The organism is Georgenia soli, assembly GCF_002563695.1.
In the GTDB taxonomy this organism is placed as follows: domain Bacteria; phylum Actinomycetota; class Actinomycetes; order Actinomycetales; family Actinomycetaceae; genus Georgenia; species Georgenia soli.
In genome coordinates this window covers 1,307,715-1,332,252 of sequence record NZ_PDJI01000004.1, presented here as the reverse complement: position 1 = coordinate 1,332,252, position 24,538 = coordinate 1,307,715, and the positions used below count along the sequence as shown (strand labels likewise).

Sequence of the window (24,538 nt, the reverse complement as noted above, 5' to 3'; positions counted from 1 at the left end):
GTCAACTTTAGCGACGGCGTGTCACAAAAATGTAACGGCACTGGCAGGATGGGCGCCGGGCCGATCGGCCCGCGCAACGACGTCGTCCAGCACGCCTCCCGGAGAGCCCATGCCCCTCTACGACCTGCCCCTCGCCGAGCTCGAGACCTACCGGCCGGACGTGCCGGAGCCGGTCGACTTCGACGAGTTCTGGGCCCGGACCCTGGCGGAGGCGCGCACGGCAGAGGTGGACGTGCGGCTCGCCCGGGTCGACACCGGGCTGACGCTCGTCGAGACGTACGACGTCACCTTCGCCGGGTTCGGCGGGCACCCGGTGCGCGGGTGGCTGACCCGTCCGGCCGGGCAGGCCGGCCCGCTGCCGGCCGTGGTGGAGTACCTGGGCTACGGCGGCGGCCGCGGGCTCCCGCACGAGCGGCTCGCGTGGGCGAGCGCGGGCTACGTCCACCTCGTCATGGACACCCGCGGCCAGGGCAGCGCGTGGGGCGCCGGCGGGGACACCCCGGACCCCGTCGGGTCCGGGCCCGCCTTCCCGGGGTTCCTCACCCGCGGGCTGGCCGACCCGGCCGAGCACTACTACCGCCGCGTCTTCACCGACGGCGTCCGGGCGGTCGACGCCGTCCGGACCCTCGAGGGCGTCGACCCGGCACGCGTCGCGGTCGCGGGCGTCAGCCAGGGCGGCGGGATCGCGCTCGCGGTCGGCGGGCTGGTCCCCGACGTCGCGGCCGTCATGCCGGACGTGCCGTTCCTGTGCCACATCCGGCGCGCGGTGGAGATCACCGACGCGCGCCCCTACTCGGAGGTGTCGGCCTACCTCGCCGTGCACCGCTGGCACGTCGAGCAGGCCTTCCGGACGCTCTCCTACATCGACGGGGTCGCCTTCGCCCGGCGGGCGGGCGCGCCCGCGCTGTTCTCCGTCGCCCTCATGGACGTCACCTGCCCGCCGTCGACCGTCTTCGCCGCCTACAACCACTACGGGCAGCCGGCGGGCGCGGCCGACAAGGACATCGTCGTCTACCCGTTCAACGGCCACGAGGGCGGGGCCGCGGAGCAGCTCGGCCGGCAGATCCGGTGGCTCGGCGCCCGGCTCGGCCGCGCCGGCGAGGCGGCGGACGGCCCGGGCCGGGCGGGCGCCGTCGTCCCCGGGCGGTAGGCCCCCGGGGCGGCGCGCCGCCCCCTGTGGACGGCCCGCTGCCCCGACGGCGGGCTGGGGACGGCCGCCACGCCCGGCCGCCGGGCCGCTCTACCGTCGTCGGCACGACGGCGGAGCCGGGCGAGCGGGGGAGGGCACGGCATGGCGGGTGCGTTGACGGTGCCCCGGCGGATGCCGGGCGGGGCCGAACTCGCCGCGGCCGGGTACCTGGCCCAGTACCGGGGCCGGACGCTGGTCATCTACACCCAGCACCTGCGGATCCTCTACGGCTGGTGCGAGGGCGTGCAGCTGGACCCGCTCGAGGTGCGCCGGGTCCACCTCGACCTGTTCCGGCACTACCTCGAGAAAGGGCGCGGCAACGGTCCGGGGACGGTCGCGGCACGGCTGCGGTGCGTGCGGGCCTTCTACCGCTACGCCGCCGAGGAGGGGTTCATCGATGACTCCCCGGCCCGCCGGCTGGTCGTGCCGCACGTGCGCCGGGACGAGACCCGGCTCCTCGGGCTCTCCCGCGAGGAGGTCGCCGCGCTGCTGGTCGCCGCGCGCGAGGCGGGCCCGGCCCGGTGGGCGCTCGTGTCGCTCCTGGCGCTGCTGGGCCTGCGGGTCGGGGAGGCGTGCGACCTGAACATCGAGGACACCCGGGGCGAGGCGCAGGGCTACCGGACCGTCTCGTTCGTGGGCAAGGGCGCCAAGCCGGCGACCATGCCGCTCACCCCGCCGGTGGCCGAGGCGGTCGACGCGGCGGCGGGGGAGCGGGGCCGGGGGCCGCTGCTCCTGCGCCGCAGCCTCACCCGGCTCGACCGTGCGACCGCCTACCGCTGGATCCGCGTCCTCGGCGACCGCACCCTCGACAAGCACGTCCACCCGCACGTGCTGCGGCACGCCTTCGTCACCCTCTCCCTCGACGCGGGCGCCACGCTGCGGGACGTGCAGAACGCCGCCCGCCACGCCGACCCCCGGATGACGGCGATGTACGACCGGGCGCGCGGGAACCTCCAGCGCCACGCCGCCCACCTGCTCGCGGACTACGTGACGAAGAAGAGCTGACGCCGAGCCCTGCTGCGGGACCCGGCCGCGGCCGGGGCCTGGCGTCAGGTCAGAGACGCAGGGCGATCTGGGCGATCGTCCGCACCGCGGGCAGCAGCTGGTCGAAGGACTCCTGGTAGACCGACAGCTCGCGCCGGTACGGGTCGACGACGTCGTCCAGCGCCGGGTCGACGGCGGCGCGGTGCGCGGCGGCCATCGGGATGAGGGCGTCGAGCCGGGACGCGGGGGTCGCCGTCGGCCCGCCCGCCCTCGCCTCGAGCTGGTCGCGGTCCACCTGCGACGCCAGGCGCGCGAACTCCCGCAGCGTGAAGGTCCGGCGCACCACCGCCGGGGCGATGTCGACCACCTGCGCACGGTGGTCCCGGGTGAGCGGGAGCACGAGGTCCGCGCCGCGGAGCATCTGCTCGGTGACCCGGCGGGCGGCGAAGCCGTCCGGCTCCACGTCCACGCCGCGCAGCAGGTCCGCCATCGGCCCGTGCACCGGCTCCCCGACCAGCGCACCGGTGCCTGCGCTCTCGACCGTCACCCCGCTCGTGGCGCCGAACGCCGCCCGGAGCAGGTGCTCGACGGCGGGGGAGCGGCAGATGTTGCCGGTGCACACCGTGAGGATCGTGAAGTTCTCGCCCGAGCGGTATGCCATGTCCCGTCCTTGTCCGTCTGCCATGGTGCGGGCCCACGGTAGCCGGACCGGCCGGGGCCGGGCGCGGCGGCTCTCAGTACGGGCACTGCCCGGCGACGATGGTTGCAGCCTTCCGCTGGTCATCTGCCGTGACCCCCACCGAGCGGGTCCTCGCACCCCGGATCCGGTCGGCGATCGCGTCGGCGACCTGCTCCACCCGGGGCAGCTTCATCGTGCCGCACGCCTTGTACTGCAGCGAGTGGCCGGACTCGTGCCACGCCGTCGACTCGATGCGCGCGGCGGTCCGCGGCTCACCCTTGTTCGTCATCGAGACCCAGATGTAGGGCAGCGCCGGCCCGAAGCACCCCACCTTCCCGGAGCCGCACAGGTTGTCCGCGGCGGCGTAGCGCACCGACATGCCGTACCTCGCGGCGATCTGCTCGGGCCGGTTCCGCGGCGTCGGGACGGGATCGCGGCGGCGCACGCCGAGGGTGTCCTTATGGTCGCCGTCCCAGTCGCCGACGACGACGGCGTCGGTGCTGCGGCCGTAGGTGGCGGTGTGGTGGGCGGGGCCGGTGCTCAGGGTGTTGCGGAGATAGTAGGTGGTGCCCCGGCGGATGGCGAAGGTGTCCTTGCCGTCGCCGTTCCAGTCCCCGACGAGGAGGGTGTCGCCTGTCCGGCCGTAGGTGAGGGTGATCTCCGGGGCGCCGGTGAGACGGTTCTTGATGTAGAGGGTGTTGCCGCGGCGGACGGCGAAGGTGTCCTTGCCGTCGCCGTCCCAGTCGCCGACGAGGACGACGTCGCCGGGGCGGCCGTAGGTGAGGGTGCGCTCGGCCCGGGACGAGCAGGCGGTGTTGGTCAGGAGGATCGTGTTGCCGCGGTGGAGCGCGAGGGTGTCGGTGCCGTCGCCGTCCCAGTCACCGACGAGGGTCTCGTCGTTGACGCGGCCGTAGGTCTGCGTGCACCGGCCGAGGGCGTAGGTGGTGCCGCGGCGGTAGACGACGGTGTCGCGGCCGTCGCCGTCGAAGTCGCCGGTGTAGGTGCGGTCGTAGTGGTTGCCGACGACGGCGGTGGTGTCGTGCGCGGTGTCCCAGCCGTTGTTGAGCAGGTAGGTCTTGCCGGTCTCGCCGTTGGTGACGGGGTTGCGGCGGGCGGGGTCGTCGACGTCGCCGCCGCGGAAGGCGCCGGCGGGGGCGGCGAGCGTGAGGACGACGGCGAGCGTGGCGAGGGCGGCGCCGAGGCTCGTGCGCACCGGTCGTGGTGCGGCGTGGTGCTTCATCGCGTGCCTCCCGGTCCCGGGATGGTGCGGGCCCGGAGGGAGGGGCCCGCCCGGACAGGAAAGCGCGACCGGACGGGTTCGGAGACAGGTGTCGCGGGGACATGGCGGATGAAGCCCCCCAGCTGGGAAGGGTGAATCCGTTCACCCTCCGCGGGCGAGGAGAGTGGGAGTTGTCCGGGCTGGGCGTGGACTCGCCCGGCCTGCTACGGCGCGAGCGTGTCTGCGCGTGGGTGCGACGGCGCCCGAGCGAGGTCGTCCTTTCGGCACCTTCCAGCGTGGAGCGAATTCAGCCAGCGCGGCGCGCACCGCTCCACCGTCGCGCGCGGGCGTGAGCAGGGCTGGATTCGTGCGAGCGTGGGGCGACCGCTCCACCGTCGCGCGCGGGCGTGAGCAGGGCTGGATCGGTGCCAGCACAGCTCGTCGTCGTCGCGCGCTGCTCACCCTTCGGAAAAGACAGACCTTGCACGCGTAGCTCAGAGAGGCCAGCCTGCGTCGTCGTCCGCGGTCATGCCGAGGCCGGCCTGCGTCGTCGTCCGCGGTCATGCCGAGGCCGGCCTGCGTCGTCGTCCGCGGTCATGCCGAGGCCGGCCTGCGCCGTCGTCCGCGGTTATCCGACGCGAATGGTCGGAACGACACCTCTCCGTTAAGCCCGTCCTGCCGATCTGGCGCCGCTACTTTCGGTCCACTGCCACGAGCAGAGCACCCAGCACGACGCTGGACGCGTATCTCGATGAGGAGAGGCAATGGACCACAAGGCTCTGTCCGCCCACCAGGCGATGCTCGGCACGGAGGTGAGCCGCCGGCGGCTGCTGCAGCTGGCCGCCCTGAGCGTCGCGGGCACCGCGCTGACCGGAGCGCCCGCGCACGCCGCGCCGCCCGCGGACAAGCACACCTACCGGCTGACCGTGCTGGGGACGACCGACACCCACGGCAACGTCTTCAACTGGGACTACTTCAAGGACGCGGAGTACACCGACTCGGCGAACAACGACATCGGGCTGGCGAAGATCTCCACGCTCGTCGCCGCGATGCGGGAGGAGCGCGGCGCGGAGAACTGCCTGCTGCTTGACGCGGGCGACACCATCCAGGGCACCCCGCTGTCCTACTACTACGCCAAGATCGACCCGATCACCGGCGGGCACGTCCACCCCATGGCCGCCGCGATGAACGCCATCGGCTACGACGCCGCCGCGATGGGCAACCACGAGTTCAACTACGGGCTCGACGTGCTCGACACCTTCGACCGGCAGCTGAACTTCCCGCTGCTGTGCGCCAACGCGGTCGACTGGCACACCGACGAGCCCGTCTACCAGCCCTACAGCCTCCACACCGTCAACCCGGAGGGCGGACGCAAGATCACGGTCGGCGTGCTCGGCCTGGTCACGCCGGGCGTGGCCATCTGGGACAAGGCGGTCGTCGACGGCAAGGTGCGCTTCCCGGGCATCGTGGAGCAGGCGAAGGTCTTCGTCCCGCAGATGAGGGCGGCCGGCGCCGACATCGTCATCGTCTCCTGCCACTCCGGGCCGAACACCTCCAGCTCCTACGGCGACGCCCTTCCCTACCCGGAGAACGCGAGCACCCTGCTGGCTGAGGAGGTGCCGGGCATCGACGCGATCCTCGTCGGCCACGCGCACCTGGAGATCCCGCAGCGCTTCGTCACGAACAAGCAGACGGGCAAGCAGGTGCTGCTCTCGGAGCCGCTGCGCTGGGGCATGCGGCTGACCGTCATGGACCTGGACCTGGTGAAGGTCCGCGGCCGGTGGCAGGTCGCCGCCATGGGGGCGCACCTGCTCAACGCGAACACCGTGCCGGAGGACCCAGCGATCGCGGCCATCCTCACCGGCGACCACGCCACCGTGCGCAGGTACGTGAACTCGGTGATCGGCACGTCCGCGGCGGCGATGTCGGCGGCGACGGCACGGTACGAGGACACCGCCGCGATGGACTTCGTCAACCACGTGCAGTCGGCCGAGGTGGCGCGGGCGCTCGCGGGCACACCGGAGGCGGCGCTGCCGATCCTGTCGATCTCGGCTCCCTTCAACAAGGACGCGACGGTCCCGGCCGGCGCGGTCACCGTGCGCGACGTGGCGGGCATGTACATCTTCGACAACACGCTGCTCGGCATCGTCCTGACCGGCGAGCAGGTGCGCGCCTACCTGGAGTTCTCGGCCCGCTACTTCAAGCAGGTGACCGGCGCGGGACCGTTCGCCCCGGCGGACGTCACGAACGCGGTCACCGACACCGCGCCGAACGGCACCCCGGACTACAACTACGACACCATGGCGGGCTACACCGAGCGCCTGACGTACGACATCGACATCGCCCACCCGGTCGGCGCGCGGATCAAGAACCTCAGGTACGGCGACGACCTGATCGACCCGGCGCAGCGGTTCGTCATCGCGATCAACAACTACCGGCAGTCCGGCGGCGGGAACTTCCCGGGCGTGACGACGGCGCCGGTGGTCTACAACGCCCAGCGGGAGATCCGGCAGCTCATCATCGACTGGGTGAGTGAGCAGGGGCAGATCGATCCGAGCTCGTTCTCCACGACGGACTGGAAGCTGACGGCGAACGACGTCCCGGTGGTCATCCAGGCCTGACCGACCGAAGGCCCCCGAGCTCATCGAGCTCGGGGGCCTGGTCACCTCACCGTAGGGGAGCAGCGGCGCGTGTGGCGACTCCCAGGGGAGCGGCCGCGCGCGGCGACGGGGTCAGCGGCGCGGGACGCCGACGGGGCCGAGCTGCGCGATCGCCTCGACGGGGTCGACCGAGGCGCCGCGGTTGTACGGCAGCTTCGACAGCGCCGCCCCCATGGCGCAGGTGTTCGTCAGCGACGCGGCCGTCAGGCCGGTGCCGAGCGCGGCGGCGACCCACTTCGCGCCGGGGACGCGGGTGCTCGCCAGGATGCTGCCGAGCACCACGGAGCCGGCGACGAGCCGGACCTGACGCTCGATGTCCCACTTCTGCCTGCCCCGGTTGACCGCGCCGCCGGCCGCCTGCCAGGCCTGCATGCCGCCCTCGAGCAGGTGAAGGTTTGGCAGCCCGGCGGTCGCCAGCGCCTCCTGGGCCCGGGCGGCGCGCTGACCGGACCGGCAGACGAGGACGACCTCCTCGTCGAGCCGGCGGGCGATCTCGTCGCGGTGCTCCCGCAGCGTGTCGAGCGGGACGTTGTAGGCCCCCGGGATGTGCGCGGCCTCGAACTCCGCGGGCGTGCGGACGTCGATCAGACGGGGCGGTGTCGCGGAGGCGAGCCGCTCGGCAACGGCCTCCGGGGCGAGCACGGGCTGATCGGTTGCTGATGTGGTGGTACCGGTGTTGAGCGGTGTCACGAATCCGTTTCCTGAGGTCGGGTGTCTTCGCCGAGTGGCGTCCCGATACGGTACGGGGTATCAGGTCGGACCCGCAATCGGCCGGTGCGACTCTGGGGAAGACTGGCGGTCGCGGGTGCACGTCAGGTGGCGCAGGTCAGGTGGCGCAGGCGGTCCCCGCACCGGTGACGCGCTGGACCAGGCCGAAGGTCACTGCGGCCAGCGCCACGGCCGCCATGGTCGGCTGCAGCGGCGCCGAGCCGAGCAGCCAGGCGGCGCCGAGGACCGTCACGGCGGACATGGCCGCGCACGGGGTGCACCCCGCGTTCGGTCGACGGCCCTGACCTCGCAGGGGCAGGTAGGTCGAGAGCGTGGCCGCCCCGACGACCGAGGTCAGTGCCACGAGTGCCGTCCACAACGGGGCGGAGAGCGGTGTCCAGCCACCTCCAGTGGCTACCAGGGCCGCGAAGAGCGGTGGTGCAAGCACCGTGGTGGCGGCGGCTCGCCGGCCGGGCCGCCACGTCCTGGTGCCATGCTCGCGAGGTGGCGCGGACCGGGTCAGGGGCGTGACGATGCCCGGAGCCGGGCTGTCAGCGCCCCCTGCGGCGTCCGGGTACCGCTCCGCCGTCGCGACCAGCTCGTCCAGGGCGTCGACCGCGCCGTCGAGGTAGGCCTGCCAGTCCGACGACGACGCGGCGGACCGCCCGCGCCGGGCCAGCCAGCGCTCGCGGGCCTCGTCGATCGACGCCCGGGCGGCAGCGTCCGTCGTGGCCGGTTCCGCGTCGCCCGGCCGGTCGCGCAGCGCGCGGCGGACGTCCGAGAGGGCCGCGACGGTGCCCTCGAGGTACTTCACCGCGGGCCGCGGCGTGCCGGAGCGCGACAGCGTGCACAGGGACGAGCTGCCGGCTGCCGCGGTCAGGCGCTGGACGGCGTCCCGGCGACGTGCCAGCACGAGGGAGGCGAGGTCGGCACGGGCGTCACCCTCCGGCGGCCGACCGGTCGGCGGGGTCAGCGGCAGGTGCATCGCTGCGCGGGCTCGACGTCGGACATGACGGCGTCGACGTGCATGCCGCAGCCGGTCCAGGTGACCTTGCCGCAGGTGCCGCAACGGGCGGGACTGCACATGATGGAACTCCTTCGTGGTGGGTGGGTGGCGATGGTGAACTATACGCCCCGGGGTATCAGGGTCGAAGGCGAGCGACCGGCCCGGCGTCCGGGAATGCGCAGCGCGGCGGCCTCGTTGTAGGCTTCGAACCGATACCCCTGGGGGTATCAACCCCAACGGAAGGAACAGTCCATGGCCGAGGTCTCCATCGATCAGTTCGCTGCCGCGAAGGCGAGTGGCGCGTTCGTCGTCGACGTCCGTGAGCCGGCGGAGTACGCGCAGGGCCACGTCGCCGGTGCGGAGCTCATCCCCCTGAGCGAGGTCCCGCAGCGGACCGCCCTCCTGCCGACCAACCAGCCCGTCTACCTCATCTGCGCCAGCGGCAACCGCAGCCTGCGCGCCGCCGAGTACCTGCGCGCGTCGGGCCTCGACGCCTACTCCGTCGACGGCGGGACCGCCGGCTGGATCCGCGCCGGCAACCCCGTCGTCACCGGCCCGCACGCCGGGGCCTGAGCGCCTGCCCGCCGCGCCGACCCGCACCCAGGAAGGACCAACCTTCATGACCCCCACGATCATCTCCATCGAGACCCCGTCCCTCGGCGACCGCAGCTACCTCGTCCACGACGGCGAGGTCGCCTTCGTCGTCGACCCCCAGCGCGACATCGACCGCGTGCTCGACCTGGCCGCCCGGGCCGGCGTCCGGATCACGCACGTGTTCGAGACCCACATCCACAACGACTACGTCACCGGTGGCTACGCCCTTGCCCGGCAGACCGGGGCGGAGTACCACGTCAACGCCGACGACGACGTCTCCTTCGAGCGCGCCGCCATCCGCGACGGCGAGACCGTCGAGGTCAGCCCGACCATGCGCGTCCGCGCGATGCACACGCCCGGGCACACCTTCACCCACCTGTCCTACGTGCTCGAGGGGGACGAGCCGGCCGTGTTCTCCGGCGGCTCGCTGCTCTTCGGCTCCACCGGCCGCCCGGACCTGCTCGGTGAGGCCCACACCCACGAGCTCGCCCGCCACCAGTACAGCTCGGCGCGCCGCCTCGCCGCGGAGCTGAGCGACGACACCAGGGTGATGCCGACCCACGGGTTCGGCAGCTTCTGCGCCGCCACCTCCGCCGGCGGCGACACCACCGCCTCGACCATCGGTCAGGAGCGGCTCGTCAACCCGGTGATGTCCCAGGACGAGGAGGACTACGTCGCCGACACCCTCGCCGGCCTGGACGCCTACCCCGCGTACTACGTGCACATGGGCCCGGCGAACTCCGCGGGCCCGGCCGCCGCCGACCTGAGCGAGCCCGAGCGCGCGGACAAGGAGCAGCTCCGCCGTCGGCTCGAGGCGGGGGAGTGGCTGGTGGACCTGCGCAACCGCACCGCCTTCGCGAAGGGCCACGTGCCCGGCACGTTCAACTTCGGCCTGGACGGCCAGTTCGCCACCTATCTCGGCTGGCTCATCCCGTGGGGCACCCCGGTGACCCTTCTGGGGGAGAGCCCGGAGCAGGTGGCCGAGGCCCAGCGCGAGCTCACCCGCATCGGCATCGACCGCCCGGCCGCCGCGGCCACCGGGCGGCCGGAGGAGTGGACCGACGGCCCGCTCGGCGAGCTCACCACCGCGAGCTTCGGCGACCTCGCGCAGGTCCGTCACCACCGCACCGTCACGGTGCTGGACGTGCGCCGGGCGAGCGAGTGGCGCGAGAGCCACATCGACGGCGCCGTGCACATCCCGATCCACGACATCGTCCGGCGCATGGACGAGGTCCCGCAGGGCGAGGTGTGGGTGCACTGCGCGTCCGGCTACCGCGCCTCCATCGCCGCCTCGCTCGTGGCCGCGACCGGCCGGCGGGTGGTCGCCGTCGACGACAGCTTCGACCGCTCGGCCCAGGCCGCCGGCCTGCCCGTCGTCGCCGACCAGGCGCCCGCCTCGGCGTGAGCGCGCTCGCCCTCGCCGTCCCGCTCGGGGTCGTCGTCGGCCTGACCGTCGGCGCCCTGGGCGGGGGCGGGTCCATCCTCACCGTCCCCGCCCTCGTCTACGCCCTCGGCCAGGACCTCCGGACCGCGACGACGGCGTCCCTCGTCATCGTCGGGGTCACCACGCTGATCGGGATGGTGCCGCACGCCCGGGCCGGCCGTGTCCGGCTCGGCCAGGGCCTCGTCTTCGGCCTCCTCGGGGTGGGCGGCGCCTACCTCGGGTCGCGGCTGTCCGCGAGCGTCGACCCGGACGTGCTGCTCGCCGCCTTCGCGGGCCTGATGTTCGTCGTCGCCGGGGTCATGACGCACCGGCGGCGCGCCGCCGCCCGGGAGCAGGCCGCCGGGCGCGAGCCGCCGGAGGCGCGGACCAGCCCGATGCTCGCGCTGCGACCCTTCCGGTGCGACTGCCGGGCCGTGGCCACCCTGCTGGCGACGGCGACCGGCGTGGGCCTGCTGACCGGCTTCTTCGGGGTGGGCGGCGGGTTCGCCGTCGTCCCGGCGCTCGTGCTGGTCCTGCGCCTGCCGATGCGCGTGGCGGTGGGCACCTCCCTGGTGGTCATCACGGTCAACAGCGCCAGCGCGCTGGCCTCCCGGCTCGGGCAGGACGTCACCCTCGACTGGGGACTGGTAGGGGTCTTCACCGCGGCCGCCGTCGCCGGCAGCCTGCTCGGCGCACGAATCACCTCCCGGGTGAGTCCCGCCCGCCTCAACCTCGCGTTTACCGTGTTGCTGGTGGCCGTCGCCGCGTACACCGCGGCCAGCAGCATCCCGAGCCTCCTGTGAACGTCGAAAGGACACGTCCGTGACCACCCCAGCCATCTCCGCGCCGGCCACCGCCGGACGGGCGCGCCTCCGACGGGCCGAGAAGCGGTCCCTCGCCGGCATGGCCGCGACCGTGCTGCTCCTCAACCTCGTCGGCTGGGGCGTGCTGGTCCTCGCCGTCGCGCCCCAGCGGCTCACCGTCGGCAGCGCCGGGGTCTTCGGCGTGGGCCTGGGCGTGACCGCGTTCCTCCTCGGTGTGCGCCACGCCTTCGACGCCGACCACATCGCCGCCATCGACAACACCACCCGCAAGCTCGTCGGCGAGGACCGCCCGGCGCTGAGCGTGGGGTTCTGGTTCTCGCTCGGCCACTCCAGCGTCGTCTTCGGCCTCGCCCTGCTGCTCGCGCTGGGCGTGCGGGCGGTGGCCGGACCGGTCGCCGACGGCGGGTCGGCCCTCCAGCAGACGCTCGGCACCGTCGGCTCGATCGTGGCCGGGACGTTCCTCATCCTCATCGGCCTGCTCAACCTCGGCTCCGTCCGCGGCATCGTGCGGGTGTTCCGGGAGATGCGCGGCGCCACCCTCGACGAGCGCGAGCTCGAGCGTCTGCTCAACAGCCGCGGCGTCATGGCCAGGCTGCTCGGCCGCTTCACCCGCCGCGTCACCAGGCCGTGGCACATGTACCCCGTCGGGCTGCTGATGGGGCTCGGGTTCGACACCGCCACCCAGGTTGCGCTGCTCGTGCTCGCCGGCGGCACCGCGGCGCTCACCCTGCCCTGGTACGCGATCCTCGTGCTGCCGGTGCTCTTCGCCGCCGGCATGAGCCTGTTCGACGCCGCCGACGGCGTGCTCATGGCCCGCGCCTACGGCTGGGCGTTCCTCGCCCCGGTGCGCAAGGTGTACTACAACCTCACCGTCACCGTGCTCTCGGTGATCGCGGCTCTGGGCATCGGGTCGGTGGTGCTGATCCAGCTCCTCGCCGAGCACGTCGACCCGGCCGGCGGGTTCCTCGCCTGGGTCGCGGGGCTGGACCTGGGCGCCGTCGGCTACGGGCTGGTCGGACTCTTCGTCGGCGCGTGGCTGCTGAGCCTGGCCGTGTGGCGGTTCGGCCGGCTCGAGGAGCGCTGGGCGCCGGGCGCGGCGGGCTGACGGCAGTCCCGGTTCCGCGGCATCGCGGTCTGGTCACGCCAGTCGTCCGACCACGGTGTCAGTTCCTCGGGACGCCAGCGGTGCAAGAGCGGTGCGAGCGGGGCTCGGTCCTGTGGCTGCCTCACGGATCCATCGCTCTCATGTCGGCCGGAGAAGCACATGCTGCCTGCGCTGCCTGACGCCGGTTGTTGCGGTAGGCGCAAACAAATGGCAGAGGGGTTGCGCCGCGCGCAACCGGTCTCCTACCTTCATGCCCACCAGAACTGGGGGCCAAGGTCCCGATGGGGACATCGACCGTCCCTGCCACAGGGCGCTCGCACAGCGCCCCGTGCTCCGCAGCAGCCGCCACCCCTGGCTCGCTCTTGGGCCGGCACGAGCCCGGCCGCCCCCGTGTGCTGATCCGATCGACGAAGGAGTCCCCGGTGAGTCAGACGCTCACGAACGACACCCGCACGCCATCCACCAGGACCGCGCGTGCCGACGAGGACCGCGTACCGGTGCCGACGGCGCAACGTGCCGTCGTCGTCGGGGCGTCCAGCGGCATGGGCGCCGCGGTCGTCGCCCGTCTTGCCGGCGCTGGCCACGCCGTCGCCGCCCTCGACCTCGCGGACGCGAGGTGGCCGCAGGGCTCGGGAAAGGTGCACCGCGGCGCGATCGACGTCACCGATGCCGGGTCGGTGGAGGAAGCGATCGACAGCGCTGCCCGTGAGCTCGGCGGCCTGGAGATCGTCGTGAACTGCGCCGGGATCCTGGGCCCCGTCGAGCCGACCGTCGAGACGACGCAGGCAACCTTCGACCGGGTCGTCGGTCTGAACCTGGGGGGTGCCTTCGCCGTCACCCGTGCCGCGCTCGCGCGGATGGTACCCGCCGGCTACGGCCGCATCGTGCACGTCGCGTCCATCGCCGGCAAGGAGGGCAACCCGCAGATGGCTGCCTACTCGGCGTCCAAGGCCGGCGTGATCGGGCTCGTGAAGTCCGTGGGCAAGGAGTACGCGGCCTCCGGTGTCACGATCAACGCCGTCGCCCCTGCCTCTGTCGAGACGCCGCTCATCGCGGGCATGACCGAGGAGCGGCAGGCGGTCCAGAGATCGCTGATCCCGATGGGACGGTTCGGCACGGTCGCCGAGGTGGCCGCCCTCGTCTCCTACATCACCTCGCCCGAGGCGTCGTTCACCACGGGCTTCGTCTACGACCTGTCCGGCGGTCGGGCCGACTACTGAGCTCGGCTCACGCCCACCAAGCACCCCCGAGAGCCAGCACCGCTGGCGAGAGTCACCTACCACTCCAGGAGAAGGACCAGTCAATGGCGACGACCACCGTCAAGCCTCCGGCCACGGCCGCCCCCACCAGGCCCGGAACCAACCAGGGCAAGCGCTCCTCCCTCGCCGGCTTCTTCGGCGGGGCCCTCGAGTACTACGACATGTACATCTACGCGTCGGCCTCGGCCCTCGTGTTCAGCAGGGTGTTCTTCCCCGACGCCGGAGCGACCGGCCTCCTGCTGTCGCTCGCCACGTACGGCGTCGCCTACCTGGCCCGACCCCTCGGGGGCTTCCTCGCCGGGCACTACGGGGACCGGCTCGGGCGGCGCAACGTCATGATCGCGACCCTGCTCGTCATGGGCATCGCGACGTTCCTGATCGGCTGCCTGCCGGCCTACGACAGCGTCGGGATCCTCGCCCCGGCCCTTCTCGTCGTGCTCCGGCTCTTCCAGGGGCTCTCGGTCGGTGGCGAGGCCGCCGGATCGACCTCGCTCACCCTCGAGCACGCCCCGGAGGGCAGGCGCGGCCTCTACACGTCCTGGATGATCAACGGCATCTGGGTCGGCTACATCCTCGCGACGTTCGCCTTCCTCGCCGTCGCGGCGCTGCCCGAGGAGCAGATGCTGTCCTGGGGCTGGCGTGTGCCGTTCTGGTTCAGCGCCGTGATCGTGGTCTTCGGCCTGATCCTTCGCCGGACGATCGAGGAGCCCGAGGTCTTCGCCGAGCGCAAGGAGCAGGACGCGGTCGCCAAGGTGCCCGTGGGCGAGCTGCTCCGGCACCAGCCTCGCGACGTCGTGCGGGTGATCTTCGCGGCGTTCCTCATCGTCATCAGCTCGGTCGTGCCCGTGTACGGGCTCACGTACGCCACCAACGTGGTCGGCATCGAGGCGAGCGTCATGCTGTGGACCGCGATCTTCGGGTACGCGACCGCGCTCGTGACCCAGCCGCTGTTCGCCACGCTCAGCGACAGGATCGGCCGCAAGCCGGTCCTGATCGGCGGCAACCTCGTCGGTGCCGTCTCGGTGTGGCAGTTCTTCTGGGCCGTCGGCGAGGCGAACGTCCCGATGATCTACCTCGGCATGTTCCTGTGCATCACCGTCGCCTTCGGGGCCACCAATGCCGTCTACCCCGTGTTCTTCAGCGAGATGTTCAACGTGAAGTTCCGGGTCAGCGGGATGGCGATCGGCCTGCAGCTGGGGATCGTGCTGACCGGGTTCTCGCCGTCGATCATCCAGGCGGTCTCCTCCGCCAACGGCAACGCCTGGTGGCCGGCGGCCGCCCTGGTGACCTGCGCCTGCATCGTCTCTGCCATCGCCGTCGCCACTGCGCGCGAGACCTACAAGGTGCCGCTCGACCAGCTGGGCTCGCGCCAGGCCTGAGCAGCACAAGCTGCGGTCGAGCTTGATCCGTGACCGGGCGCCGGGCGGCCTCCGGGCCGGCCGGCGCCCAGCCGTCCGGCAACGGTGAGGTTTCGATGCTTCTCCGGCCTCGAAACCTCACCGTCGTGCCTTGTGCACGACGGCGGACGGCGTCGGCCCGGCGCTCGGGGAGCGAGCCTGGTTGACCCGGCGCTCAGAGCAGGAGCGCGGCGGCGGCCTCGTCGGCGGTGCGCACCAGGGCGCTGACGAACTTCGGAAGGTCCGCCTTCGTGAAGCGCGCGACGGGCATGGCGATGCTGAAGGCCGCCCGCTCGCCGTCGATCACCCCGATCGAGGTGGCGAACGCCGCGACTCCGGGCTCGCTCTCCTCGAAGTTCGTCGCCACGCGCTGCCGGCGGACCTTCGCCAGCTGCTGGTGGAGGTCCGCGAGCTCGACCCGCATCGCGGTGCCGCGCGGACTGTTCATCGCCACCTCGTACCGGGCGTCCACGTCGTCCTCGGCGAGGGTGGCGAGCATCGCCTTGCCCGCCGAGGTCTGGTGGGCGGGCAGCCGGACGCCGATGCGCAGGCCGAAGCGCAACGGGTGCCCGACGGCCTCGACGCCGTCGAGGTGGTGGATCTCCGTACCGACGAGCGTCGCCACGTGGACGGTCTCGCCGACGCGCTCGAACAGCCGCTCCAGGTGCGGCCGTAGCCTGGCCCGCAGCGGCGGTATCGCGTGGGAGGCGCCGGGGCGGAGGAGCTCCGCGCCCGGCTCGTAGCGCTTGCGCTCGCCCTGGCGGGCGAACCCGTCGCCGACGAGCGTGACGAGGAGCCGCTGGGCGGTGGAGGGGTTGACCTCCAACGCCTTCGCGGCCTCCGTCACGCTGAGCGAGCCGCGCTCGCCGATGAGCTTGAGAAGGACCAGGGCGCGATGGACCGACTCGACGCGATCCACGCTGGTATTGCGCTGCACGCAATAACTGTAGCGACTCTTGCGTGAAGCGCAAGCGACGACCTACCTTCGTGCTCACAGCACAACCGGGACCAAAGTCCGTTCCCGCTCCTGAGCACCCCCGACGGTCCGTCCGGCCCGTCCGGTGAAGCGGGGCCTCACGTGCCACCACCCCCGGCACGTCGCCGGCCCCGCCGCTCGGCCCGCACGACCTCACCCCGACACTCCGCTGATCGTCCGACGAAGGAGTCCCCGATGAGTCAGACCGCCTCGCCGCGCATCAGGCGCCCGCTGCGTCCGTCCACGCCCGCCCCGCCCCAGGCCAAGCGGGCAGTTGTCTCCGGGACCTTCGGGTCCGCCCTCGAGTGGTTCGACTTCGCCGTCTACGGCGCGATGTCCGCCACCGTCTTCCCGGCGCTGTTCTTCAACGAGCTGGACCCGGCGATGGGGATCCTCGCCTCCTTCGCCACGTTCGGCGTCGGCTTCTTCGCCCGTCCGCTGGGCGGCATCGTCTTCGGTCACCTCGGCGACCGGATCGGCCGCCGCACGGTGCTGCTCACCACGTTCATCTCGATGGGCGTCGCCTCCCTGATCATCGGTCTGCTCCCGCCGTACTCGGCGATCGGGCTCGCCGCGCCGCTGCTGCTCGTCGTCATGCGGTTCATCCAGGGCTTCGCCCTCGGCGGCGAGGCCACCGGCGCCCAGCTGATGACGATGGAGCACGCCCCCACCGACCGCCGTGCCTTCTACGGCGCGCTCATGGCCATGGGGTCGCCCATCAGCCAGGTGGCCGCGAACCTCATGCTCGCCGTGCTCTCCGGGGTGCTGAGCGAGGCGGCCTTCATGTCGTGGGGCTGGCGCGTGCCGTTCCTGCTCAGCATCGCCCTGGTCGCTGTCGGCGTCTACATCCGCCTCAAGGTCGAGGAGACGCCCGTCTACCAGGAGGGCATGAAGGAGCTCGCGCAGGAGACCAGCAGCCCGGCCCAGGTCATCAAGACCCACTGGGTGACAATGCTCCGCCTGATCCTGGCCTTCTCGCCGATCGTCCTGACCTTCTACATCGTCTCCGTCTTCGGCATCAGCTACCTGACGACCCACGGCTTCACGCGCAGCCAGACCTTCACCATCATCATGATCTCCAACTTCCTCTCGGTGATCGCCATCTGGTGGGGCGGGCGTCTGGCTGACGTCTACGGCCGCCGCAAGATCCTCATGGTGGGCTCCATCGGCACGCTGATCGCCTCCGTGATGTTCTTCGCGGTCGTCGACCTGGGCAGCTTCCCCGTCACCCTGCTGATGGTCGCCTTCGCCCTCGTCTCCGCGCAGTTCGGGAACGCCGGCCAGGGGGCCCTGTTCGCGGAGGCCTTCCCCACCCACGAGCGCTACACGGGCTCCGCGCTCGCCCTGACCGGCGCGAACCTCATCTTCGCGGCACCCGCCCCGTTCATCGCCTCCTGGCTGACCGGGCTCAGCGGCGGCAGCACCATCAGCATCACGATCTTCTGGGTCGTCACGATCGTCGCCGCCATCATCAACATGCTGCTCATGGGGGACGGCAAGACCCTCGAGGGCGGCACCCACCGCTTCGGCCGGTACGTGTCTGCCGACGAGGTGGCGTCCGGGGCGGCTGCGCCCGCCGCCAGCACCACGCCGATGGAGGTGGCCCGATGATCGTCGAGCAGCGCACCTACGTCCTGCACACCGGCGCCAGCCTGGCCGAGTACCTCGACGCGTACGAGAACATCGGCCTGCCGGCCCAGAAGCCGATTCTCGGTGGGTTCCTCGGGTACTTCGTCACCGAGTTCGGGCCCCAGAACGAGCTCAACCACTTCTGGGCCTACACCGACCTGGAGGACCGACGGGCGCGGCGGGCCGAGCTCGCCAAGAACGAGCGGTGGCAGGAGTGCCTGTCCATCATCCGCCCGATGATCATGACGATGGCGAACAAGATCATGTACCCGACGACGTTCTCGCCGATCAGGTCGCTGCCCGTCACCGTCACCGACGCCGACACGGCGTTCTCGAACAGCTGACGCCCGCGCGTCACCGAAGGAGAGACAAGCATGGCAACCCTGACCGAGCCCCTCGTCCACGAGCCGTCGACGACGGCGACCCTGACCCAGACCGCCATCGTCACCGGCGGTGCCGGTGGCATCGGCGCGGCGATCTCGCGCCGCCTCGCCACGGCCGGCTACGCCGTCGTCGTCGCCGACGCCGACGCCGCGGCCGCCCAACGGACCGCGGCCACGCTGCCCGAGGTCGACGGCGCCGACCATCGCGGGTTCTCCGGCGACCTCACGGAGAGCGACGTCAACCGGGCGCTTGCCGAGGCCGCGGCCGCACAGGCGCCCATCGGCGTCATCGTCAACGCCGTCGGGATCTCGCCCAAGCGTGACGGGCGCAAGATCTCCTTCTTCGAGATGAGCGACGAGGAGTGGAACCGGGTCATGGCGGTCAACGTCAGCGCCCCGTTCTTCCTGATCCGGGAGGCCTACCGCTACATGCCGACGGACGGGACGGCGAGCATCGTCAACCTGCTGTCGATCACCGCCAAGCTCGGCACCGGCGGGGCGCCGGACGCGATCTTCCCGCCGTTCCTGCCCTCGACCGTGGCGTACGCGGCGTCGAAGGCTGCCCTGCAGAACCTCACGGCGAGCCTGTCCCGCGAGCTGGCCGGGTACCGGATCCGCGTCAACGGGGTGGCCCCCGGCTTCGTGCAGACCCCGATGATGGGCGAGGTGCCGCCCGAGGGTCCGCTGCTCGACCAGGTGCCCATGCACCGGTTCGCCCGGCCCGAGGAGATCGCCGACGCCGTCGCCTTCCTCGTCTCCAACCAGGCGTCCTACATCACCGGCACGAGCCTCGACGTCAACGGCGGCTGGCTCACCTGCTGACGTCCACCTCCGGCTGACCGGCCGCCCCCCGACGTGCGGCCGGCCGTGTACCCCTGCGAGCGGCCGGCCGTACACCCAGAACCGAGAGAGCGAGTTTTCACCATGTCCGTCACCCACACCTTCGACCTGGTCGTCGTCGGCTCCGGCATCGCCGGGCAGACCGCGGCGACCGCCGCCGCCGAGGCCGGCCTGAGCGTCGCCCTGCTGGAGAAGACCGAGAAGCTGGGCGGGTCCTCCGCGATGAGCGGGGGCTGGTTCGCCTTCTCCGGCACTCCGGAGCAGTCCGAGCAGGGCATCGAGGACTCCGCCGAGCTGTTCCTCAGCGACATGCTCGAGGCCGGCGAGCACCTCAACGACCGGGCCCTGCTGGAGGCCTACCTGGCCAACCAGGAGAACACCTACCGGTGGCTGAAGGACCACGGGGTCCAGTTCCGCGAGGTCGAGATCAGCTCCGGGATGTCCGCCCGGCGCGGCCACAACGCCGCCATCAAGGACGTGCTGGCCACCCTCCACCGCGACTTCGAAGCGGCGGGCGGCGAGACGCACCTGGAGCACCGGGCGGTGCGGCTGGTGCGCGATGGTGACCGGGTGACCGGCGTCGTCGCGGACACCCCGGACGGCGAGGTGCTGTTCGGCGCCCGGGGCGGGGTGGTGCTGGCCACGGGCGGGTTCTCCCGTGGGACGGACTTGCTGAAGATCTTCGCCCCCGAGCAGCTCGCCGCCATCCCCTACGGCGGGAAGGGCAACACCGGCGACGGGCTCAAGATGGCGTGGAAGCTCGGCGCGGGCATGGCCGACATGTCGTTCGTCTCCGCCACCTACGGCTCCCACCCGGAGACGGGGGAGGAGTTCCACGAGCTGCTCACCGCCTACTACATGGGCGCGATCATCGTGAACAAGGACGGTCGCCGGTTCGTGGATGAGTCCGTGGACTACAAGACCTTGGGCCGGGTGGTCCTCGACGAGCCCGAGGGCCTGGGCTTCGAGGTGTTCGACGCCAAGGTGCGGGCGAAGTCCCACCGCGGCATCCCGCTGAAGGACATCGACACCCTGGAGGAGATCGGGCACGTCTTCAGGGCCGACACCATCGAGGAGCTCGCCGAGGCCGCCGGCATCGACCCGGACGCGCTCGTCCAGACCGTGGCCCGGTACAACGCCGCCGTGGCGGGCGAGGCCGAGGACGAGGTGGGGCGCACGAACCTGTGCAACGGGGTGGGCGACCTGCTCCCGATCGACACCGCCCCGTACTACGCCTACCCGGCCAAGGCGCTGATGACCACCACCTACTGCGGGGTGACCATCAACCCGTCCGGCCAGGTCGTCGACGTCGACGGCGACGTCATCGAGGGCCTGTACGCGATCGGTGAGGTCACCGGCGGGTTCCACGGCGCCGCCTACATGACCGGCACGTCCCTCGGGAAGGGGGCCGTGTTCGGCGGCATCGTGGCCCGCCACGCCGCCGGCAGGCTGACGGCCGACCGGCTCGTCACCGACCGGACGGGCGCGGCCGAGCCTGCCGCCCCGGATCGGGTCGACGCCGTCCCGGTCGCGTGACCCTCCCACCTGCCGTTCCCGCCACTGATCGCTGCGCAGCCAGGCGCCCAGCGTCGAAGGAGCCCGAAGTGATGAACCACCACCATGTCGACGAGGTCCGCACAGCGGACGTCGTGGTCGTCGGGTCCGGCGTGTCCGGGTCCGCGGCCGCCATGACCGCCGCGCGGGCCGGGGCCCGGGTGGCCCTGCTGGAGAAGCAGGACACCTTCGGCGGGTCGGCGGCCCTGTCGGCCGGGATGTTCTGGACCGCCCCCACCGTCGAGGCCTACCAGGCGCGCATCCCGCTGGGACGGCTCGACCTCGGCCGCCGTCTCGTGGCGGACTACGAGGACGCGCTGGCCGAGCTGCGCGCCTCGGGGGTGCGGGTCTCTGACGAGCCCAAGCGGGACATCATGACCTTCGGCATCGGCTACTCCACCGACATCAAGGCGATCCTCGCCTGGTGCCGGGACGAGGTCGTCGTCGCCGGCGGGGAGGCCCGCACCGGCACCGCCGTCGTCGCGCTTGTCGACGACGGAAGGCGGGTGACCGGCGTCGTGGCCCGCGAGGCCGACGGCCGCCTGGTGCGCTACGACGCGTCCGCCGTCGTCCTGACCACCGGTGGGTTCCAGGGCGCCCGGGACGAGCTGACCCGGCACATCGGGCCGAACGCCGACCGGCTGCTGCTGCGCTCGAACCCGGGCAGCGTGGGCGACGGGCTGCGCCTGGCGCGTGCCGCCGGGGCCGGCGGGACGACGGCGATGAGCACCTTCTACGGCCACCTCATCGGTCACCCGGTGAACCGGTTTGAGCCGCAGGACTTCCTGCCCTCGTCGCAGTACTACTCCGGCTCGACGGTGCTCGTGAACCTGCGCGGGGAGCGGTTCGTCGACGAGACCCAGGGCGACGAGCTGCTCAACCAGGCGGTGACCTTCCAGCCCGAGGCGCGCGGCGTGCTGATCTTCGACGACCACGTCCGCCGCACCGAGGGCACCGAGGAGCCCTTCCCCGGCCTGGGCACGATCGACCGCTTCGCCCTGGCCGTGGAAGCGGGCGCGACGCACGCCGTCGCCGACACGCTCGGGGACCTGCTCGACGTCGTCGCCTCCTGGGGCGTCGACCGTGCCAACCTGGGCGACACCCTCGAGCGGTACACCGCCGTGGCCGGCGCCGGCGGGGGAGTGGCCCGCGGGATCCCGGTCGCGGCCGGGGCGCGGGCGCCGCAGACCGGGCCTTTCTACGCGCTGATGGTCCAGCCGTCCATCACCTTCACCTTCGGCGGGATCCGAACCAACGCCGACGGCGAGGCGCTCGACCACGACGGCCGGCCCGTCCCCGGTCTGTACGCCGCGGGCGCCGACATCGGGGGACTGTCCAACTACGGCTACGCCGGCGGACTGGCGCCCGGCTACATCACCGGACGCTGGGCAGGCGCGGCCGCCGCACGGGCCGCGCGCACCGCCGTCGGGAGCTCCGCGGAAGGACTGGACCCGGCCGTCGGGACCGCTGCCCTCGCCGGCGCCCGCTGACCCGAACCACGAACGAACGAGGAACACATCATGATCTACACGGCAGACGTCCTGGTCATCGGCGGCGGCGGGTCGGGCATGAGCGCCGCGATCTCGGCCGCGACGTCGGGGGCCTCCGTCATCATCCTGGAGAAGTGCGCCGAGGTGGGCGGCTCGACCGCGATGTCGGTCGGTTCCTTCACGGCCGCGAACACCTCTTACCAGTACCGGGCGGGGGTGAACGACAGCATCGACCTCTTCGTTGAGGACATGAAGGTTGCCAACGGGGAGTTCGAGGCGCGCGAGAACAAGGAGCTGCGCCGGATCCTGGCCGAGAACGCCGGGCCGACGGTGGAGTGGCTCTCCAGCATCGGTGTGCAGTTCCTCGGCCCCACCCCGGAGCCGCCGTACGAGAAGCCGCGCATGCACAACGTGCTCCCGAACTCCAAGGCCTACCGGGAGGCGCTGCTGCGCGAGTGCAGGAAGCGCGGGGTGGCCATCTACACCTCCATGCGCGTGGAGAAGCTGCTGCGCAACGCGGCCGGCGAGATCATCGGCGCCTCCGCGAACGGGCAGAACTACTTCGGCCGCCGCGGCGTCATCCTCGCAACCGGCGACTACTCCGCCTCCACCGAGCTGAAGGCCAGGTACGTCGGCGAGGCCGCGGCCAAGGTGCCCCCGGTGAACCCGAACAACACCGGTGACGGGTTCTACCTGGGCACCGAGGCCGGCGGCGTCATGATGCAGATGGACCGCCTGTACGAGGGGCTGCGGTTCGCGCCGTCCACCCGCCCGGACCCGATCAAGATGCTCCCCTCGGTCCCCGGGCTGACGAAGCTCATGCGAGTGGTGGTCGAGCGTCTCCCGAAGAGCCTGCTCGCGTACGTCATCCGAGGCGCGCTGACATCTTGGATCGGCCCGAACAACACCATGTACGGCGCCGGGGCGATCCTGGTCGGCCCGGACGGGCAGCGGCTGGCGAACGAGGACTCCGACAAGCTGATGGCCCGCGCGGTGGCGGCCACGGACGCCAACACGGGGTACATGATCTTCGACGCGAAGGTCGCCAAGAAGTTCTCCGCATGGCCCAACCCGGTCTCCACCTTCCCCGGTGTGGCGTACGCCTACGTGCAGGACTACAAGCGGTTCCGTCCGGACGTCTACCACCAGGCAGACACGCTCGAGGAGCTCGCCGCCAGCACGGGCATCGCCCCGGCGGCACTCAGGGCGTCGGTGGCGCGGTGGAACGAGCAGGTGCGCGCCGGCGTGGACGCCGAGTTCGGCCGCGAGCGGCTCGGAGAGGGCGTCACGGAAGGGCCCTTCTACGCCCTCGGCCCGATGAACGCCTACGTCACCCTCGCCGACGGCGGACTGGCGGTGGACACCCAGCTCCGCGTGACAACCGAGGACGGAGAGGTCGTCCCCGGGCTGTGGGCCGCCGGCTCCACCGGGCAGGGCGGGCTGCAGCTCCTCAACCACGGCCTGCACATCGGCTGGGCCATGATCTCCGGCCGGCTCGCCGGGAGGCACGTGGCCCAGGCCCAGAACCGCGTCGACCTCAAGGTCGCCGAGCCGGTCCTGGCCCGCTGACACCCGAGGGGCCGCCGGCCACGTGAGCCCGGCGGAGAGAGGACGGCATGGACGCGATCGAGGCCAAGGACCGCCGCGACGGACTGGTGGCAGGGCTCGTCAGCTACGTGACGTGGGGCTTCTTCCCGCTCTACCTCATCCTGCTGTGGGGCGTGCACCCGCTGGAGATCGTCGCCCACCGGGTGGTGTGGGCCGTCGCCGTGATGCTCGTGATCATGGCCGTCACCCGGCAGTGGGGGGCGCTGCTCCGGGCGCTCGCCGATCGCGTCTCCCGGAACCGGCTGGCCGTCGCGTCCGCCCTCATCGGCGTCGTGTGGTTCTTCTACGCCTACGGTGCGCTGACGGGACGCGCCGTGGACGTGGCGCTGGGCTACTTCATCTGCCCGCTGGTGACGATCCTCCTCGCGGTGGTCGTCAACCGCGAGCGGCTGCGGCCGGCGCAGTGGGTCTCCGCCGGCATCGGCGCCGTGGCGGTCGTGGTGGTGACGGTCGGGTACGGGAAGCTGCCGTGGATCTCGGTCACCGTGGCGCTCGCGTTCGGGCTGTACAGCCTGGTGAAGAACCGGGTCGGGCGCGGCGTGACTCCCACCGTCGGGCTCACGGTGGAGTCCCTGCTCCTGGTGCCGTTCGCGGCCGTCACCGTCGTCGCGATGTCCCTGGCGGGGACGGCCACCTTCGCGGGCGACGGGTGGGACGTCACGGACCTGTTCCTCGTGCTCTCGGGCCCGATGACGATGTTCCCGCTGCTGACGTTCGCGGCTGCCGCGAACCGGCTGCCGCTGTCCCTCCTCGGCAACCTGCAGTACCTCAACCCCGCGCTGCAGCTGGTCTCCGCGGTGCTGGTGCTCCAGGAGGACATGCCCGTGGCGCGGTGGGCCGGGTTCGGGCTGGTGTGGGTGTCGCTGCTCGTGCTCGTGGTCGACGGTGCTCGCGCAGGTGCCCGGGCGCGAGCAGGGCGGCCGCAGCCGGCGGGCGCGCCCGAGGAGTCGGAGGCTCAGGGCCCGGGGCGTCCGCCGACGCACCGGGCCCTCGCCTGACTGTTGTCCGCCG

The 24,538-nt window shown here is 72.2% G+C and carries 21 protein-coding genes; 16 read left to right on the top strand and 5 right to left on the bottom strand.

Annotated elements, in window-relative coordinates; all coding sequences use genetic code 11:
* The first annotated feature begins 109 nt into the window (after positions 1-109).
* Positions 110-1,150 (top strand): acetylxylan esterase, encoded by a 1,041-nt coding sequence (locus ATJ97_RS07305; RefSeq protein ID WP_098483173.1) that lies wholly within the window; start codon positions 110-112, stop codon positions 1,148-1,150.
* A gap of 141 nt (positions 1,151-1,291) precedes the next feature.
* Positions 1,292-2,194, top strand: a complete 903-nt coding sequence (locus tag ATJ97_RS07300) for a tyrosine-type recombinase/integrase (protein ID WP_098483172.1) — start codon at positions 1,292-1,294, stop codon at positions 2,192-2,194.
* 49 nt (positions 2,195-2,243) lie between these two features.
* Here the strand turns inward: ATJ97_RS07300 and ATJ97_RS07295 are convergent, their stop codons facing one another.
* A complete protein-coding gene (locus tag ATJ97_RS07295; protein ID WP_098483171.1) occupies positions 2,244-2,834 on the bottom strand; it encodes an arsenate reductase/protein-tyrosine-phosphatase family protein in 591 nt (196 codons plus the stop codon).
* A 73-nt stretch (positions 2,835-2,907) separates the two neighbouring features.
* Positions 2,908-4,092, bottom strand: a complete 1,185-nt coding sequence (locus ATJ97_RS07290; RefSeq protein WP_143426909.1) for an FG-GAP repeat domain-containing protein — start codon at positions 4,090-4,092, stop codon at positions 2,908-2,910.
* Positions 4,093-4,868: 776 nt separating this feature from the next.
* Here ATJ97_RS07290 and ATJ97_RS07285 point away from each other — a divergent pair.
* A complete protein-coding gene (locus ATJ97_RS07285; RefSeq protein WP_098485303.1) occupies positions 4,869-6,692 on the top strand; it encodes a 5'-nucleotidase C-terminal domain-containing protein in 1,824 nt (607 codons plus the stop codon).
* Positions 6,693-6,803: 111 nt separating this feature from the next.
* On the opposite strand, the gene ATJ97_RS07280 is transcribed toward ATJ97_RS07285, so the two are convergent.
* Both ATJ97_RS07280 and ATJ97_RS07275 read right to left on the bottom strand, forming a co-directional pair.
* Positions 6,804-7,373, bottom strand: a complete 570-nt coding sequence (locus ATJ97_RS07280; protein WP_098483169.1) for a rhodanese-like domain-containing protein — start codon at positions 7,371-7,373, stop codon at positions 6,804-6,806.
* A gap of 184 nt (positions 7,374-7,557) precedes the next feature.
* On the bottom strand, positions 7,558-8,424 hold the full coding sequence (locus ATJ97_RS07275; RefSeq protein ID WP_098483168.1) for a hypothetical protein: 867 nt from the start codon (positions 8,422-8,424) through the stop codon (positions 7,558-7,560).
* 273 nt (positions 8,425-8,697) lie between these two features.
* Here ATJ97_RS07275 and ATJ97_RS07270 point away from each other — a divergent pair, with 273 nt between their 5' ends.
* The 6 genes from ATJ97_RS07270 (at position 8,698) to ATJ97_RS07245 (ending at position 15,029) form a co-directional block, all read left to right on the top strand.
* Complete coding sequence (locus ATJ97_RS07270) at positions 8,698-9,018, top strand: rhodanese-like domain-containing protein (RefSeq protein WP_098483167.1); 321 nt, start codon at positions 8,698-8,700, stop codon at positions 9,016-9,018.
* Between the two features lie 46 nt (positions 9,019-9,064).
* Positions 9,065-10,444, top strand: a complete 1,380-nt coding sequence (locus ATJ97_RS07265; protein WP_098483166.1) for an MBL fold metallo-hydrolase — start codon at positions 9,065-9,067, stop codon at positions 10,442-10,444.
* Positions 10,441-11,265 (top strand): sulfite exporter TauE/SafE family protein, encoded by an 825-nt coding sequence (locus ATJ97_RS07260; protein WP_098483165.1) that lies wholly within the window; start codon positions 10,441-10,443, stop codon positions 11,263-11,265. The genes ATJ97_RS07265 and ATJ97_RS07260 overlap by 4 nt, the downstream gene beginning before the upstream one ends.
* Before the next feature lie 19 nt (positions 11,266-11,284).
* A complete protein-coding gene (gene nicT, locus ATJ97_RS07255) occupies positions 11,285-12,391 on the top strand; it encodes a Nickel transporter NicT (RefSeq protein WP_245862244.1) in 1,107 nt (368 codons plus the stop codon).
* Between the two features lie 422 nt (positions 12,392-12,813).
* Positions 12,814-13,611, top strand: a complete 798-nt coding sequence (locus ATJ97_RS07250) for an SDR family NAD(P)-dependent oxidoreductase (protein WP_245862240.1) — start codon at positions 12,814-12,816, stop codon at positions 13,609-13,611.
* A gap of 83 nt (positions 13,612-13,694) precedes the next feature.
* Positions 13,695-15,029, top strand: a complete 1,335-nt coding sequence (locus ATJ97_RS07245; protein ID WP_098483163.1) for an MFS transporter — start codon at positions 13,695-13,697, stop codon at positions 15,027-15,029.
* Between the two features lie 193 nt (positions 15,030-15,222).
* Here ATJ97_RS07245 and ATJ97_RS07240 read toward each other — a convergent pair whose 3' ends face one another.
* Entirely contained in the window at positions 15,223-15,984 is a 762-nt protein-coding gene (locus ATJ97_RS07240) for an IclR family transcriptional regulator (RefSeq protein WP_098483162.1), read from the bottom strand.
* A 234-nt stretch (positions 15,985-16,218) separates the two neighbouring features.
* Here ATJ97_RS07240 and ATJ97_RS07235 point away from each other — a divergent pair, with 234 nt between their 5' ends.
* The 7 genes from ATJ97_RS07235 (at position 16,219) to rarD (ending at position 24,525) form a co-directional block, all read left to right on the top strand.
* Positions 16,219-17,634: an MFS transporter gene (locus ATJ97_RS07235; RefSeq protein WP_098483161.1), complete on the top strand. Its 1,416-nt coding sequence runs from the start codon at positions 16,219-16,221 to the stop codon at positions 17,632-17,634.
* Entirely contained in the window at positions 17,631-17,996 is a 366-nt protein-coding gene (locus tag ATJ97_RS07230) for an NIPSNAP family protein (protein WP_098483160.1), read from the top strand. Before ATJ97_RS07235 ends, ATJ97_RS07230 begins: the two co-directional genes overlap by 4 nt.
* A 30-nt stretch (positions 17,997-18,026) precedes the next feature.
* A complete protein-coding gene (locus ATJ97_RS07225) occupies positions 18,027-18,857 on the top strand; it encodes an SDR family NAD(P)-dependent oxidoreductase (protein ID WP_098483159.1) in 831 nt (276 codons plus the stop codon).
* A gap of 102 nt (positions 18,858-18,959) precedes the next feature.
* Positions 18,960-20,411 (top strand): FAD-dependent oxidoreductase, encoded by a 1,452-nt coding sequence (locus ATJ97_RS07220; RefSeq protein WP_098483158.1) that lies wholly within the window; start codon positions 18,960-18,962, stop codon positions 20,409-20,411.
* 71 nt (positions 20,412-20,482) lie between these two features.
* Entirely contained in the window at positions 20,483-21,919 is a 1,437-nt protein-coding gene (locus tag ATJ97_RS07215; RefSeq protein WP_143426907.1) for an FAD-dependent oxidoreductase, read from the top strand.
* 30 nt (positions 21,920-21,949) lie between these two features.
* The gene (locus tag ATJ97_RS07210) at positions 21,950-23,488 is read left to right on the top strand and encodes an FAD-dependent oxidoreductase (protein ID WP_098483156.1); all 1,539 of its coding nucleotides are present in this window, start codon (positions 21,950-21,952) and stop codon (positions 23,486-23,488) included.
* Positions 23,489-23,535: 47 nt separating this feature from the next.
* The gene (gene rarD, locus ATJ97_RS07205) at positions 23,536-24,525 is read left to right on the top strand and encodes an EamA family transporter RarD (protein WP_098483155.1); all 990 of its coding nucleotides are present in this window, start codon (positions 23,536-23,538) and stop codon (positions 24,523-24,525) included.
* Positions 24,526-24,538 lie beyond the last annotated feature (13 nt).